Origin of the sequence: Pedobacter jejuensis (assembly GCF_003725795.1) — a bacterium.
Taxonomy (GTDB): domain Bacteria; phylum Bacteroidota; class Bacteroidia; order Sphingobacteriales; family Sphingobacteriaceae; genus Pedobacter; species Pedobacter jejuensis.
This window is the reverse complement of the sequence record NZ_RBEE01000004.1, coordinates 314712-330671: the sequence shown is the minus strand read 5'-3', so window position 1 is coordinate 330671 and position 15960 is coordinate 314712. Positions and strand designations below refer to the sequence as shown.

Genomic DNA, 15960 nt, shown 5'->3' with positions numbered 1-15960 from the left:
AATAATGCTTCTCAAAAAATCTAATTCAAATCTAGTATCATTCTATCAGGAAACCAAATGGCCAGTTTTTGAGCAGTTGTAGCCCAATTGCTCAGAGGCATAGTCCATTTCTGGCTGATATTCTTTTGCGCCAGATAGATGAGTTTAAGCAGCGCCATATCTGAAGTAAATGCACCCTTAGTTTTGGTGACCTTTCTTACCTGTCGATGGAATCCCTCAATGGTATTTGTGGTGTAAATGAGTTTTCTGATGGCAGCATCATAGCGAAAATAGCTGGTAAGTTAGACCAGTTTCTTCGCCAGGATTCCAGAACTTTTTCATATTTCCTGCCCCATTTTTCATCAAGCTCCTCTAGTCTCAGCTCTGCCAGCTCAAGGGTTTCTGCCTGATAAACAGGTTTCAAGTCCTTCATGAAAGCTTTCTGATCTTTTGAGGCAACATATTTGAGGCTGTTGCGTATCTGGTGAACGATGCAGGTTTGTATCTCCGTTTGCGGGTAGACAGCATTAATCGCCTGTGGAAATCCGTTCAGGTTATCGATGCAGGCAATTAGTATATCTTTTACTCCCCGGTTCTGTAGATCGGTAAGCACACTCAGCCAAAAGTTGGCACCCTCACTCTGGGATACATACATCCCCAAAAGTTCCTTATGTTCATGGCGGTTTATCCCAAGAATATTGTATACTGCATGCGATACCATTCGGTGATCTTCTTTTACTTTGTAATGCATGGCGTCAAGCCAAACGATTGTGTCGAGCTCCTCAAGTGGCCTGGATTGCCATTCCTTTACCTCGGGTATAATCTTATCCGTAATAGCGGAAAGTGTTGCGTGACTGATATCAGTATCATACATATCCTTGATGTGCTTGGAGATATCACGCAGGCTCATGCCTAATCCATACATGCCAATAATCTTACCTTCAAGACTTTCTGCTAAAATGGTTTCTCTTTTGCGGATAATTTCGGGCTCGAAGGTAGCGTTTCGATCTCGTGGGGTCTGAATGGAAATTGTACCAGCGGAAGTTTTGATGTCCTTCGAGGTCTTACCATTTTTCCGGTTACCTGAAAAACGCTCATTCTCGTCAAGGTGGGTTTCCATTTCTGCCTCAAGGGCAGAATCAAGAAAACTCTTAAGCAAAGGAGCGAAAGCACCATCTTTGCCATACAAGGATTTGCCCGAACGCAATTGCTCAAGGGCTTTTTGTTTCATTAGCTCATAATCGAGCTGTTCTTCTCTCGTCATAATAAACTGTATCTAAAGTTAGTAATTTTAACTTTTGACACAGTTTATTTTACACTCTCTTAGACTTAGTAATTGGCTAAATATTCTCGAAGATTGTATCTAATGAAGATGCTCCAAGTTAAAAGTTAAAGAAATCCTAATTAAATTTATTGATTCCTTTAACTTTAACAACCAGTGATCTTATTCTTTACTCAATCTCTCTACTTCATCCTGTAATTCCTGATCCCAAATAAATTCCATATCGAATTTGCCTGTTGAGAACAAGGTGAATATTGCTCTGTTCCATTTGTTGTTGCCACCTTCAGTGGTTATTTCATGAAGATTTAATATTGATTTCGCCAACGAAAATCCACCTGGTGCATCAAATTTTTCATTTTCATTTAGATAACCTTTGAAATCAACGCTGTCACCAACAACTTCTAAGGCAAGTTGTGCTTTATTCCAATTATCAACTTTAATAGCATTAGTTATCGAATACCCAATCTTTTCGTATATTTCATCAACAGTCATAGAAAATTTCTGATTTGCCTGTTATAGAGAATTGCAAATTATTTCAATGCAATGATATTATTTAACCAATCTGGTATTAAATCTTTCTCACGGGGGAACGTATTTAAGTCATCAATGAACTTATCTGGGCTAGGCTCATATTTAAATTCGGGTTTTTCGTCATAGTCAAAATCGATGTTAAATTTCCCGTCATTGGTAACTGATATGATACTGGTATACCAAGCCCCTTTATCAGGCGATAACTTGTACATTTCCTCCCTTAACTTTTTAACTTTAAGAGTAATATCTTCTCCGTTGGCTTCAGGATCAAATGAAACTATTTCTCCATTTTCCTCATAAAACGCTTTAATGGATATCATTTTATTTATCGCAAAAATATTTATAGTAAAGCTATCCCAATTATCTGATGAGATATTAGAATTTGAAATTTGTATTATCTGATTTATAAGATTATTTGTAATATCCATGGGCTTTAAATGTTAATTAAAAATAGTTAATTTTTCTGTAATTCCGTCTATTGTCTCTGTTATTTTGAACGCTGATGGTCGTATTGTATTGTCTGAATATATCGGCTCGATTTTAACCTTGACAGACTTTCCGTTTTTTAATTGTTCAGCCCAGTTTTTCTCCATTTGGCCCCATTCTCCCTTGTGATAATTATTTACTGCCCCATCCATTGGTACCAAATTTTCTTTTCCACCAGGGCCTCCAAACTGATCGCCTATTAAATGACCACCCTGATCTTCCGTCAACCTGCCATCTGCCTTACCCACAGTTCTTTGCGCGTATGGGTTTCTACCTCCTTTTTCTAATTTTAATTCTCCTTCAACTTCATTTATGCGACCGTTTTTATCTGTTTTATATTTATACCCATTAACTTCATAATCTTGATTTGGTTTTAATCGTTTTACTTTTGAACCATCTTCCAAAATAACGGTTTCAAATTGTGCCTTTTTCGTAGTAGAGACCACCTCGCCAAGAGTTCTGGCATTCTTTGCTCTTTCTACCGCGCTGGCTGCTTCAGCAGCTTTTGCAGCAGCATTAGTTTCTTCTGCTACTCTTGCTAATCTGGCTGTTTCAGCAGTTTTGGATAATACATTGGCTACTTCACCAGTTTTGGCCATTACATTTGCTGCTTCTGCACCACTTACCACGGCTTTCGCTTCACCAACGCCCGTAAACATTAGCGCGGCCTCAAAACCACCACGTCCGGTATATCTGCCCCAATCGCGCGGACTTTGTTTTGCCGCCCAATCTGTGGCATCTTTCAAAGCTTCGCCAGTTTTATTCAGGGCGGTGCCGGCTGCCTTTTCTACGTTACCAGGTGTGGTTACCCAATTATAGGCATTTACGTGTGCCTGCCCAAAATCTTTTACTACTTTTTCTACATTTCCGTCGGTGGTAACCCAGCCGGCAGCATCACTTACAGCGTTTTTGGTGGCTACGGCGGCATCTTTTATTTTACCCGCAGTTTCGGTTGGGTGGGTTACTGCATGTAAGGCTGCTCCCTTTGCTTTATCACCCATTTCGCCGAGAAACAGCAACCCTTCGCCAATGCCTTTAACGCCACCGTAAATACCTTCATTTATTCCGAGTTTAAAATTTTCGTATTTGCCGTAAATACCACCAATTTTATTGTTAGCTTTTTCCTGCGCATTAAAACCTTTCTGGAACCAATCATCAACTTTTGCGCCAAGGCTTTTAACCGCTCTGCTTTTCATTGCCGATACATTTGCATCAATAGCGGCCAGGGCTTCGGCTACACTGAAATGGATGCCGATTTTGCCACCAAGACCGCATGGCAGCTTTGAATCTTCGAGGAGCTTGCGGTAAGGCCCAATAGTGATGCTCTCCTGCACTCCTTGCCACAGTAATGGTACGGGCTGGCATTTGGTTTTGGTGATGGAACAGATGCCAAGGCATGGAATGTTTACCATGGGTATCTTATCACCTTCAGTGGCCGACTGTTTGCCGTAGAGGCTTACATTCTTATGGTTGGTTACCTTTAGCTTTCCATATCCCAGCCCTTTATCGCATACCAGATAGGCCCCATCTGGAACATATTTTTTTGCCATGACTAATCGTTTAATGGTGTAAGGATGCAACTGCTCCGGTACATCAGCACCCCTTCAATCGCATATTGCGTTAATTGAGAAGACTGTATGGGCAAACTATTTCTATCGTACGTATAACTTTCTAAGTGAAAGCCCTCTACATGGCCATCAAGGTTATAGATGTCCAGTAGTTGGCTGAACATTTCAGTCACGCTATCTTTATCAAAATTTTCTCTGTCTATTTCACCATCTATTTTTATGGTGCAACTGTGCAGTTCCTCGTCGTAATCTGCCAGCGTAACTGTTGTTTTAAACGGCAATCCCGTAGGACCAAAGGCATTGGGTATTTCACGGTGGGCGCTAAATGAATAATTGTTGCTTTTGCTAAAACTTATTCCCACCAGTCCTGGCAATAGGGCGTGGTAAAGATATGATGATCGTATCGCCCTGCTTAGTCCATCATCCGAATACAGTAATAAAATAGCTTCATTGATCAATTCTTTGCTTCGTGCGTTATCTGCATATTTTTGTGCAAGCTCGGGCCTTATTTTTACCCATTCATCCATGATCTGGGGCACGTTTGTTACCTGTAGCATCTTGCCCTGTATATCCGTCTCAATTACAAGTTTCTTCCTTAGTCTGGCCATACTCAAGTCAACTGCATCTGTGCCATCATTTTTAAGCTGCCATTGCTTTAATATCTGGATGGAAAACAGATTATTTGTTTCTGTCTTTTTTTCTAGGGCGAGCTGCACATCGGTTTTTATTTCATTATAATATTCGTAATCATCAACCGTATAACTGATCTGTTGTTCTATCCGGTAAGTTGCCGATATGCCTTCTTTTAATCCAAAATTTATTGGATAGTTTTTTTTATACAACATGGCTAGCTTTTATTGATTTCGACCTTGCCACCATTTAAGGAAGCGGTTGCTGCTGCGCCTATTGTCAGGTTCTTTTGTCCATCAATCGTGAAATCATTTTCAGAAGCGGCAAGGTTCATGGCCTTGGCCTGGGCATCGATGAGATCTTTTCCTTCCACGGTAATGGTTTCTCCCTTTATATCTATGGTTTTGGTTGCGGCATCCGTCTGTTCGGGTGTTGCTCCTTCAGCCGGGGCGAGATTACCCATGGTTATTTTCGGCGACTGGATATCGATGCTTTCAGTAAAATCAATGCTCAAGGATTTTCCAGTAATAGATACATGACCCTCTTTATCCATTGTAATTGTACTTAAGCCTGTATGGATTACAATTTTACTACCAGCCTGTGCGGTTAACAACGCCTGGCCGTTTTTGATATTGATAAAGTTTGCTGCATTGGTACCCATGTTAAGGGCATGGTTCAGGTCATCAAAAGTCAGGGCACTGCCTTTTCGCGAAGTCAGTCCTTTGGTATTACTATTCTTAAAACCGCTGCTATCGCCGCTCTTGCCATGGTAAACACTGCCCATCACCACAGGACGGGCAACATTGCCTTCTTCAAAGGCAATCACAACCTGGTCTCCTTTTTCTGGTATCACATGGAAGCCACGGTTCTTACCTGTATCGCCATTGCCAGCATTAGGGCTGACGACCCTTAACCATTCGCTGGGGTCATTAGTGAGGCATTCCCATTTAAATTTTACTTTGATCCGGCCTTGGCCCTGTGGGTCGTCATTGTCCAGTACATCAGCTAGCTGCATATCGGGCGCTGGCTTTTCGTAATTCTTAACCAGGATGCGTTCGGTTGTCGCTATCAGTCCTTCAAAGGTATTATGATATTTTCCTCCAACATCTATATGGTGATTGATACCAGTGATCAAGAATTTACCGAGGCTTTCGTTCACAAAAGCAATTTCCTGCCTGATGCTCATCGTGATTTCGGCAATGCTGCCAATACTCAATTCGGCATTATCCCCTTTGGCACTGATCTTTAAAAGTTCAGAGATATTAGCTTTTTCTTCGTTTTCCACATGGCTCTTAATGTCGTTGCTGTTATCCACCCTGATCATGGACGGCTGATTAAAAGTTTTACTGTACATGGAATTCGAGGCCTGTATTGCGTGTGCCAGATCAGGACTTCCATTGGCAGCTCCACTGCTTTCGTTCTCCAGCATTTCATCCTGCTTAGGATTGTAGGCAAAGCGTTTATGTTTTATTGGTGCAACTTCCATGGAATATTGCAAGCTCTGTACATCACGACCATAAAACAATGCTACTTCTTTTTGATTATCGGGCTTGCCGAAGTTAAGCTGTATTCCATCGTAATAAAACCACTCATGGTACTCACCTGATAGGCGGTTTAAAAACTCAAAATCGCTTTCTTTATATTGGATCAGGTAATCTATCGGTGTCTTGCGAATAGCATTGCTCACGATCTTCAGATCGTTTGCTGGTGTATCTTTGGTGGCCAGCTTTACAATTTCATTCAGGTCTTTGGCCAGGTATGATCCGAGGTCGGGCCCACGATCAATTAAAATGGTCGGGCTATAGCCGCTCACGATCAGCACCCCATGATAGCCATGGTCTTGTGCCAGTTCTACTTTTGTAACCAAGCCAGCAAATTCCTGCATCTTATCAGTCTGATGACCAAAAGATGCCGTAAGCGTTTTGCCAACAAAATTCCTACTATCGTCAAGGCGTATAAGGCCCGGGAGTGCTAGCTGATCATGCTTGAACCGAAGCTCAAAATAATGGTGATCGTTAAACTTTTGTTTGAGGACGAAGGAATCAAAGTGAGTAATGGCTTTATCTTCGATATTGATTTCGGCAATAAGTCTGTTCTCCATAAGAGGTTTTTTTAGTCAAAAGCCTGTAAACAATTTTGCTGTTTTCGCTTTTTGTTACAGATGATAATGGTAATAAGACTTTCATTGAACAAACAGGCGGCATAAAAGCCTGCCTGTTTGCTTTTTGTTAAGGAAGTAAAGGCATGTTTTCCTCAGGGTTGATTGTGTTAAGCTTTTGGCCAATCATTTTCATGCTCTGCATTACCAAGCTTTAATTTACGTGCCGATACCACAAAGCTTAAGGTCATCGGTGTGTTATCGTTTACTGCAATACCCTCATTGTACTGAACGATATAGCCATCTTCAAAAGTCAGCTCTTTCATTTTCGCATCTTCTTCACCTTTCTTAAAGATGATGGTACCGGACTGTGGCTTATATTGATTGTTAACCATCGACTCAATTACCGATGTATCTTCGGTTGATTCAATTTCGATGTGGATTGTCCCACCGTAAACACCTGAAGAGGGACGGCCTTTGGCGTCAACATCTCTGTTTAATGAAAAGCTGCATTGTAGGACATCAAATTCTTTTGATCCTAAGTTTAAACGGGTTTTAAATGCCATGATAATTTTTTTAAAGTTGAAAGATAAATAGTAATTGTTGGCATACTTAAATGTTATGCCTCACACTTGTAAGACCTAGTTTAGGCTTTTGGCCAGTCGTTAAGGTGTTCTGCGTTTCCTAATTTAAGCTTGCGTGCAGAAATTTGGAATTTGAGTGTCATCGGATGATCGCCCACAATGTTGATTCCTTCGGAATATTTCACAATGTAACCGTCCTGAAACTCTATTTCTTTCATTTTGGCATCTTCCTCTGTTTTCTTGATCAGAAGTGTTCCTGTTATAGGTTTGTACTGGTTATTTACCATCGCTTCGATAATTGAAGTGTCTTCGGTTGATTCGATCTCAATATCGATGGTACCGCCATAAACTCCGGAAGAAGGTCTTCCTTTTGCATCTACATCACGGTTTAACGCATAGGCACAGTGAAGTACATCGTACTCCTTGCCCGAAAAATTTAATCTAGCTTTGAAAGCCATAAGTTTTAAATTTAAAGGTTTAAAAAATTAATTATTTATTTAGCAGCATTCGCTTATGACAAATAATACAAAAATCAAACCAATTATTATATAACATGCTAGTAATTAGGGGTAAATAAAATTTAGTATAAATTATGGCGCAATAAAAAATTGCCTTCATGTAATGAATAGTAGCGTTAATTGTATAATCATCCGGCAAAATAGAAGAGTAAAAAATATACTTTTTTGGGTTAATGCTATAGTTTGCTGCGAAATGGGTTTTTTTGAAACAAATGTTTGTTTGTACAAGGTGTGTATTTTACTCCACGTACTGCTGGGGAAAGTTTCTACACTTTGGTGATTTTGGAGAGGTTCGAGATTTGCAAAAACGAATTTGTAGTCGTTAATACATGGATAAACCAGAGTAGTTTGACCCCATCTCGCCGGAAATAAAATTACTGTAAAGTTTTGCTAGTCTGCAGGTTAGTAAATTGGCGACAAGGGGTCAAATGAATTGATTTGTCCACTTTATGTTTAAAAGTTCTTTTGGTGTTCAATTGTAATGTATTAATGGTACAAATGTGATCTAAACCAATGAGCTGGCGAGCTTATTTTAGCAACTTGATTGACTGTTTAGATCTCTTTCGGTATAAAATTTAAACATGAACATTTTACCCAAATTTTAAATGCAAAAATTCTTCATCATCGTAGTGTTAATAGTAGTAAGCTGCTTAAAAGCCAAATCTCAAAAAGTTAATGTAAAGGACGAATTTCAGTTTGCTCAAGGGCAGCTAAGCTTAATGCTGAATGAAATTGATCAAATATCTGCTGGTAAACTGGTTTCCCCTAGGACCATAGAGAATGGTCGGCTAAAAATGACAGATGCTGGAAATTGGACTAGTGGATTTTTTCCTGGGATGTTATGGTATTTATACGAATTTACCGGAGATGATAGATGGAAGATTGAGGCGCAAAGATTTACCAATTACCTAAAAGGTCAGCAATACAATAAAGGTACCCATGATTTGGGATTCATGATTTATGGAAGTTTCGGTCATGGTTATAAACTTACAAACGATAGTAGCTACCGAACAGTGCTTGTTAATGCAGCCAAATCTCTTTCTACAAGATTTCATCAAGTACCTGGATTGATTCAATCCTGGGAACATCTTCCGCAGTTCACCTATCCGGTAATCATAGATAATATGATGAACCTTGAGCTGCTTTTTGAGGCCAGTAAAATAACGGGGGATTCTTCGTTTTATAAAATTGCTGTTAAACATGCAGATTTAACTTTAAAAAACGCCTTTCGAAAAGATTACAGTAGCTACCATGTCATTGATTATGATCCAAAAGACGGTTCTGTAATTAAAAAGACAACCCATCAAGGTTTTGCCGATGAATCATCATGGGCTAGGGGTCAGGCGTGGGGACTTTACGGTTTTACCATGTGTTTTAGAGAAACTGGCGATACTGCTTATTTAAATCTGGCTAGGCATATTGCAAAGTTTATACTCAATAATCCAAAAATACCTAAAGATATGGTTCCTTATTGGGACTATGATGATCCGGCCATTCCTCTATCTCCTAAAGATGTGTCGGCTGCTGCGATAACTGCCTCTGCTTTATTTGAACTGGCAGTACATACCCAGGATGACTATTACAAACAAAAAGCACAGCAAATTTTGAAAAGTTTGAGCAAGCGTTATAAGGCGAATAAAAATGAAGATAAAGGCTTTTTACTGCTTCATAGTACTGGCCATAAGCCATATAATAGTGAAATTGACGCTCCTATAATTTACGCCGATTATTATTATTTGGAAGCATTAATCAGAAGCCAGGATAATCACCTCAAAGAACGCTATTAAGTTTAGATAAATGAGATACATCAAATTAATGACTACGTCATTTTTTATATTTCTTGTATGTGATTGCTATGCACAGTCATTCATTGAAACTTTGGATAAAAATATCTCCGATTATTATCAAAAAGATGGGTCAACATACATTAAACTGGATAGCATTATCGCTAAACTTCAACAAGATCCTGATGCGGTAGATATGGTAACCAAAGAAGTTTACCAGAAAAAGGAACTGCTACCTTATCGGGTAGATCAACTTATGCTTACTTTCAACTTAAATACTGGGCAATGGAGTGATCTAAATTATGATGACCGTCGGGAGTCTGCTTGGGATCCGAAAATACACACCGAGCGAATATTATTGTTAACCGGATTGTACTCAAATAGGCAATCTGTTTATTATAAACAGCAAAAACTGAATGTCCTGTTACATCGGGCATTAAAATTCTGGTTTGATGCAAATTTGATCTGTAAGAACTGGTGGTATAATGAGATTGGAGTACCAAAAACATTGGGACCGGTTTTTATTATGTTAAGGGATGAGCTAACTGCTGATGAAATGAAGAAAGGCGTTTTAGTATTAAACCATTCTAGGATCAAAATGACAGGACAGAACAAGGTATGGCTTGCGGGAAATGTTTTATTCAAGGCAATTCTTACTCAGGATGAAAGTTTGGCTAAAATGGCAAGGGATACGATATTTTCAGAGCTTAAAGTTTCTGGTTCAGAAGGTATTCAGGCAGATTACAGTTTTCACCAGCATGGACCTCAACAGCAGTTTGGTAACTATGGGTTATCTTTTGTAAATACGCTTAGTTTTTGGGCTAGGGTATGTGTTGATACTCCGTTGGAAATTGATAATGATCGTTTGTCCTTATTGAGAGATTTAATGTTGGAAGGTTACAGTTGGATAACGTGGAAAGGATATTTTGATATCAATTCATTGGGTAGGCATTTTTTCAAAAGCGTGGACAAAAGTAAAGCCTTAGCCACGGCCTACTCCATGCTCGATATGAGCATTGTGGACCCAAAATATTCAGCTCAATATGAAGCTTTTATTACCAGAAATTATTCACAAAGTTATTTGCCACAATTAATCGGTACTAAACATTTTTGGCGTTCTGATATGACAGTTCACAGGTCTCCAAACTGGTTTTTTACGGTAAAACTGTCTTCTGATCGCGTTCAAGCCACCGAGGTAGTAAACAAAGAAAACCTGAAAGGATATTTTGTAGGCGATGGTAATTATTTTCTGCATGTGAGAGGCGATGAATATGAAGGGATGTTTCCTTATCTTAATTGGAAAAAACTACCAGGAGTAACTAACTTCCAGACGAAAGATCCCCTGAAAGTTTTAGGTTATGCTGGTTTTAGAAATAAGGGTGATTTTACAGGCGGAGCGGTAAGTGAAAACAATGGGGTAACGGCATTTAAGCTAAATCGTGACTCGCTAAGTGCTAACAAAGCTTATTTTTATTACAAAGAAAATCTGATATGCCTGGGAGCAGAAGTCGCAAGTGAACTAAAATTACCAGTTTTTACCACTATTAATCAGGTAAAGTTAAGAGGTCCAGTTTTTTTTCATGATGGAAGGTTGAGGGAACTAAAAGATACTATCTACCATTCCAAAATGATCAATTGGGCTTATCACGACAAAATCGGCTATTATAACCTGCAGCCAGCTGATCTCACGCTTTCATCGAAAAAATAATCCGGAAGCTGGGGGGATATCGCTTTTGTTTATGATAAAGAAAAGCCAACTACGGGAGAGGTATTTACAATGGAGCTTACGCATGATCTTTCCGCAAAAAATGGTAGTTATGCTTACCTAGTAGTTCCAAACTTAGATTTAGAAGGTTTTAAAGCATTCAAACCTGATTTTGTGATAATTGAAAATGATAAAAAAGCTCAAGTTATTGCCGGAAAAACTGATGCAATCTTGATGATGGTGGTTTACCAGCCCACCATTATAAAAGCCAAGTCTTTTCCTACTTTAAGTTTTGAAAACCCAGGGATTTATATTCTGGAAAGAAAAGAGGATCATTGGCTAGCCTCTATTGCCGATCCTACACAGAAGCTGACAAATGTAAATTGGAAAATTGCAGGCAAAACACAAGTAACATTAATGCCATCATCCGTAAACAGGGGTCAAACCATTCAGGTTAAAATCCCATTTTACTAATCAATCCTGATGCTAAATACCAAACAAATACTTGTTAATCAATGCAGGACCCTCTCAAAAATCTGGAAATGAGATTTAGATACTTCACCATATCCTTAAAAGGGCTTACCAAGTTAAAATCAGGGAAACTTAAAAATTAGGAAGTTATACTTAATGCTTTTTGTTATTTTGTAACTCTAACCGGTATTATCCAAATCATCCCAATGAACAGATTTATACAATCTTTAATCCTATTATTGTTTTTCGTGCAAAATGCTCATGCCCAGGTTCTGGAATTCAGGCATATTTCTATAGATAACGGATTATCCCAAAATACGGTAAATTCTATTGCCCAAGATAAAAATGGAATTATTTGGGTGGGTACATTAGGTGGACTTAATAAATTCAATGGTTACGATTTTACGGTCTTTACCCATAATGAAAGAGACAGTAAATCCATTAGCCACAATAGGGTTAATGTGGTTTTCATAGACAAAGATGGTAATGTATGGATTGGTACAGATGATGGCCTGAATTTTTATAATCCTAGCGATGATAGTTTCAATCACATACCCGATGCTGCAAACCAGCGATATTTTGTTTATTGTGTTACTCAGGATAGAGCAGGAAATATTTGGCTTGGAACTGCACAGGGCCTGAAACGTTTAAATAGAAAAAAAAATCGCGTTGAAGATGTTGACCTGAACATTACTAATATCAACAAACGGGTACAAAGTATTTACGAAGATGATAAAGGGCTTTTGTGGATAGGCCTGGCCAAAGGCTTCAAAATTTACGATGTTAGCAAACAAAAGGCGGTACAGGGGCCAAGAAACTTGCAGGCACGTCTAAGCAGCTCATGGATACAATCAATCAAACAGACCAAGAACAATGACTTTTGGTTCGCTACGGAAAACGATGGAGTTTTTTCCTATCATCAAAAGGAAAATACCATTTTAAGTTACAATAAAAGTAATGGGATTCTCAGTAATACAGTGAGGGATATTTTTATTAAGGATGACCAGCATATATGGATGGCAACAAAAATGGGTTTGAATATCCTCAATCTTGCCTCTGGTAAAATTACCGGTCATAGTTATGCACCAAAATTGAGTTTGGAAAATTCCCTGAGTCATCCATCTGTAAAGTGTATATTTCGAGACCGTTCAGGCAATATCTGGCTTGGCACTTATTCAGGTGGTATCAACCTGATTTATAACTTCTCGAAGATTTTCTCTAATAAGGGCATAGCACAGGGTGATCAAGAGCCATTTTCCAATAAAGAAGTAAATGCAATTCTTGGTGATGGAAACAAAAAATTCTGGATAGCAACAGATGGTGGGGGATTAAATTGCTGGAATAAAGCTGTAGATAACGTTGAGGTGTATAAATATGATAACGACAACGTCCTGTATCATTTTATAAAAGATGTTGCAGTAGATCTACTGGACAGCAACAAACTTTGGATAGGAAGTTCTGCAGGAATTTTGGTGTTTGACAAAAACAGTAAAAAATTTAAAGAATTTAAGGATATTCAAAAGGGTCTCAATGTAGAATTCAACCATGATTACAAGTTTTTGAATTCGAAGTACGGTTTATGGGTTGCTACAAACTACAATGGTTTGCACCTGATCAAAAACAACATAGTGGTCAAATCCTATACCTTGGCAAACAAGAAGCTGGTCTCAAATAATATCTCTTGTCTGTTGTTGCAGGGAAATAATTTATGGGCAGGCTACCTGCTATCTGGACTGAGCAGGATAGAGCTCACCACAGGGAGAATCAGCTCTTACGCATTTGATAAAAAAGATCTACACAGTTTGAGCAATAACTCTGTATCCTGCTTATTTAACGATTCTAAGAATAGGTTGTGGATCGGCACAAACGGCGGAGGCATCAATTTTTTTGATGAGAAGACCAAAAGGTTTTACCCCATCAATTCGCAGAACGGACTTGCCAACAATACTATCCATGCCATAGAGGAAGATAGCCAGGGTGCGCTTTGGGTCAGTACCAACAAGGGTATTTTTAAAATCCTACTTAAAAACAACAAATTCCCTCTGGCAGATAAAGACATCGAGGTGACTAATTATACGGTTTTAGATGGTTTGCAGAGCAATCAGTTCATAAGTGGCTCGTCATTTAAAAATAAAAACGGCGAGATCTTTTTTGGTGGGATAAATGGGTTAAGTAGCTTTATGCCAGAAAAGATCGCCTATAATAGGGAAATTCCGAATATCATATTTACCGATTTTAAAATTCTTAACAGAGAAAAGGTTGATTTGAATGATAGTGTTAATCAAAAGATGGTTGATTTTCAAAAGGAAATCGTCCTGCAATATGACGAAAGTTATTTTACGATAAAATATGCAGCATTAAATTATATTTTTCCCGAAAGAAATAGTTATGCCTATAAATTAGATGGCCTTAGCATGGATAATTGGCATTACGTAAAAAACCAGAGGGAGGTAACTTACACTGGTCTTGAACCTGGAGAATATACATTTCTGGTAAAGGCGGCTAATAATAGTGGAATCTGGAACAATTTACCCCGTCAACTCAAAATCACCGTACTTCCTCCCTGGTGGAAGACAAATTGGGCTTACCTGATGTATACCTTACTTGGTTTGGTTTTGCTTTATCTTTTTAATCATTATACAAAATATACCGAAAGATTGAAGAATACCATTCGCTATGAGACAGAACTATACCAAAAGGAGCAGGAACTCTCTCAAAAGAAGTTAAGTTTTATCATTAACATTTCCCATGAGATCAAAACGCCAATAACAATTATCATGGGTCCTTTGCAGAAGTTACTTAAGATGCATGAGGGCAATACCAAGACTTCGAATTATCTGGATCTGATGAATAGAAGTGGGCAGAGGTTACTCAATCTAGTAGATCAATTGCTTGATTTGAGAAAGCTCGATGGGCATGCCGTACCGTTAAAAGCCGCTAAGGGGAATTTGGTAAGGTTTACCAAGGAAATCGTGATTGTATTTGGAGGCCTAGCTAAATCGAAAAACCTGGAGCTGACTTTTAATGCTAAAAAAGATAAGCTTGAATTATGGTTTGATAGGGATAAGCTGGAAAAAATTCTTTACAATATCATCTCAAATGCGGTAAAATATACCCCAGATTACGGTAAAATTGAAGTTTTAGTTAGAGAAGATGAGATAGGGAAAAACGCAGCTATCGAAATAATCGACAATGGTGTTGGTATATCCCAAGATCGTTTACCAGATCTATTTCAGCCTTTTAAGCCTATGGATGTTTCAAATAACCACATTAAAGGAACAGGTGTAGGATTGGCCTTCGCTAAAGAGCTCATCGAACTGCACCATGGAAGAATTGAGGTTGAAAGCAAAGAAGCCAGTATCGAAAATAGAGGATATACTAAATTTTCAGTTAAAATTCCTTTGGGAGCTACCTATCTGGGGGCTGATGAACTCGATAACGAATACCTTGTTTCAGAGGATATCAGCAATTACAAATCAATTGCCATAAAACAGCAAAGTAGTTTCAGGGAACGAAAAAAAGCCATAAAGATGGCCAATCATAATGAGCGGTTTACCATGTTGCTGGTAGAAGATAATCCGGACGTCATCGATTTCTTAGCCGATAGTTTTGAGGATGATTTTGATATCATCAAAGGCTTTGATGGTTCTACAGGCCTAAAGGAAGCGTTAGAACGTATGCCGGATATTATCATTAGCGATGTAATGATGCCCGTAATGGATGGGATAGAGTTATGCAACAAACTGAAATCCAATATCATAACCAGTCACATCCCCGTGGTTTTGTTGACAGCCAGAAGTCCAATGATCTTTAAACTAGAGGGTTTGGAGAATGGGGCTGATGAATATGTGACTAAGCCTTTTAATTTCGATTTGCTCGAGGCTAAGGTATGGAATCTGCTAGAGAATCGTCAGAAAATGAAACTAAGATATCAAAAGGAGATCACCCTTCAACCTACCAATACCACCATATCAACCTTTGATGACAAGTTTTTGGCAAGTGTAATGAAGTATATTGAGGATAATATAGCCGAAGAATCGCTGAACGTAGAGGATTTGAGCAGCTACATCGGAATGAGCAGAGGCAATCTTTATAGAAAGCTAAAAGTGCTGACCAGCAAAAGTCCAGTCGAGTTTATTCGTTACATTCGGTTAAAAAGAGCTGCTCAATTGCTTAAGCAGCACAAAATGTATATCAATGAGGTTTCCTACATGGTGGGATTTCAAAACGTAACCTACTTTAGGAAGTGTTTTAAAGAGGAGTTTGGTTATACCCCGACAGGTTTCGCAAAAACAGAGGAAGAGACCGAAGAAGATTAATTATT

General features: G+C 38.7%; 11 protein-coding genes and 1 pseudogene. 4 read left to right on the top strand and 8 right to left on the bottom strand.

What is annotated here, in order from left to right; translation table 11 throughout:
* Nucleotides 1–20: 20 nt before the first annotated feature.
* The 8 genes and pseudogenes from D7004_RS03905 to tssD (D7004_RS03870) all read right to left on the bottom strand — a co-directional run bounded on the left by D7004_RS03905 (nucleotide 21) and on the right by tssD (D7004_RS03870) (nucleotide 7616).
* Nucleotides 21–1243: pseudogene (locus tag D7004_RS03905) on the bottom strand (IS256 family transposase).
* 180 nt (nucleotides 1244–1423) lie between these two features.
* Complete coding sequence (locus tag D7004_RS03900) at nucleotides 1424–1753, bottom strand: hypothetical protein (protein WP_123204560.1); 330 nt, start codon at nucleotides 1751–1753, stop codon at nucleotides 1424–1426.
* Nucleotides 1754–1791: 38 nt separating this feature from the next.
* The gene (locus tag D7004_RS03895) at nucleotides 1792–2220 is read right to left on the bottom strand and encodes an immunity protein YezG family protein (RefSeq protein WP_123204559.1); all 429 of its coding nucleotides are present in this window, start codon (nucleotides 2218–2220) and stop codon (nucleotides 1792–1794) included.
* A 12-nt stretch (nucleotides 2221–2232) separates the two neighbouring features.
* Entirely contained in the window at nucleotides 2233–3828 is a 1596-nt protein-coding gene (locus D7004_RS03890) for a DNA/RNA non-specific endonuclease (RefSeq protein ID WP_123204558.1), read from the bottom strand.
* 2 nt (nucleotides 3829–3830) lie between these two features.
* Nucleotides 3831–4691, bottom strand: a complete 861-nt coding sequence (locus tag D7004_RS03885) for a hypothetical protein (RefSeq protein ID WP_123204557.1) — start codon at nucleotides 4689–4691, stop codon at nucleotides 3831–3833.
* A gap of 2 nt (nucleotides 4692–4693) precedes the next feature.
* Nucleotides 4694–6577 (bottom strand): type VI secretion system Vgr family protein, encoded by a 1884-nt coding sequence (locus tag D7004_RS03880; RefSeq protein WP_123204556.1) that lies wholly within the window; start codon nucleotides 6575–6577, stop codon nucleotides 4694–4696.
* A 167-nt stretch (nucleotides 6578–6744) separates the two neighbouring features.
* A complete protein-coding gene (tssD, locus tag D7004_RS03875; RefSeq protein ID WP_123204555.1) occupies nucleotides 6745–7140 on the bottom strand; it encodes a type VI secretion system tube protein TssD in 396 nt (131 codons plus the stop codon).
* An 80-nt stretch (nucleotides 7141–7220) separates the two neighbouring features.
* Nucleotides 7221–7616, bottom strand: coding sequence for a type VI secretion system tube protein TssD (tssD, locus tag D7004_RS03870; protein WP_123204554.1), 396 nt, complete (start codon nucleotides 7614–7616; stop codon nucleotides 7221–7223).
* A gap of 665 nt (nucleotides 7617–8281) precedes the next feature.
* On the opposite strand from tssD (D7004_RS03870), the gene D7004_RS03865 reads away from it, so the two are divergent.
* The 4 genes from D7004_RS03865 (at nucleotide 8282) to D7004_RS03850 (ending at nucleotide 15955) form a co-directional block, all read left to right on the top strand.
* On the top strand, nucleotides 8282–9463 hold the full coding sequence (locus D7004_RS03865) for a glycoside hydrolase family 88 protein (protein ID WP_123204553.1): 1182 nt from the start codon (nucleotides 8282–8284) through the stop codon (nucleotides 9461–9463).
* 10 nt (nucleotides 9464–9473) lie between these two features.
* Nucleotides 9474–11168, top strand: coding sequence for a polysaccharide lyase family 8 super-sandwich domain-containing protein (locus D7004_RS03860; protein ID WP_123204552.1), 1695 nt, complete (start codon nucleotides 9474–9476; stop codon nucleotides 11166–11168).
* Nucleotides 11169–11237: 69 nt separating this feature from the next.
* Nucleotides 11238–11639, top strand: coding sequence for a polysaccharide lyase beta-sandwich domain-containing protein (locus D7004_RS20935; RefSeq protein ID WP_123204551.1), 402 nt, complete (start codon nucleotides 11238–11240; stop codon nucleotides 11637–11639).
* Nucleotides 11640–11842: 203 nt separating this feature from the next.
* Nucleotides 11843–15955 (top strand): hybrid sensor histidine kinase/response regulator transcription factor, encoded by a 4113-nt coding sequence (locus tag D7004_RS03850; RefSeq protein WP_123204550.1) that lies wholly within the window; start codon nucleotides 11843–11845, stop codon nucleotides 15953–15955.
* Nucleotides 15956–15960: the final 5 nt, after the last annotated feature.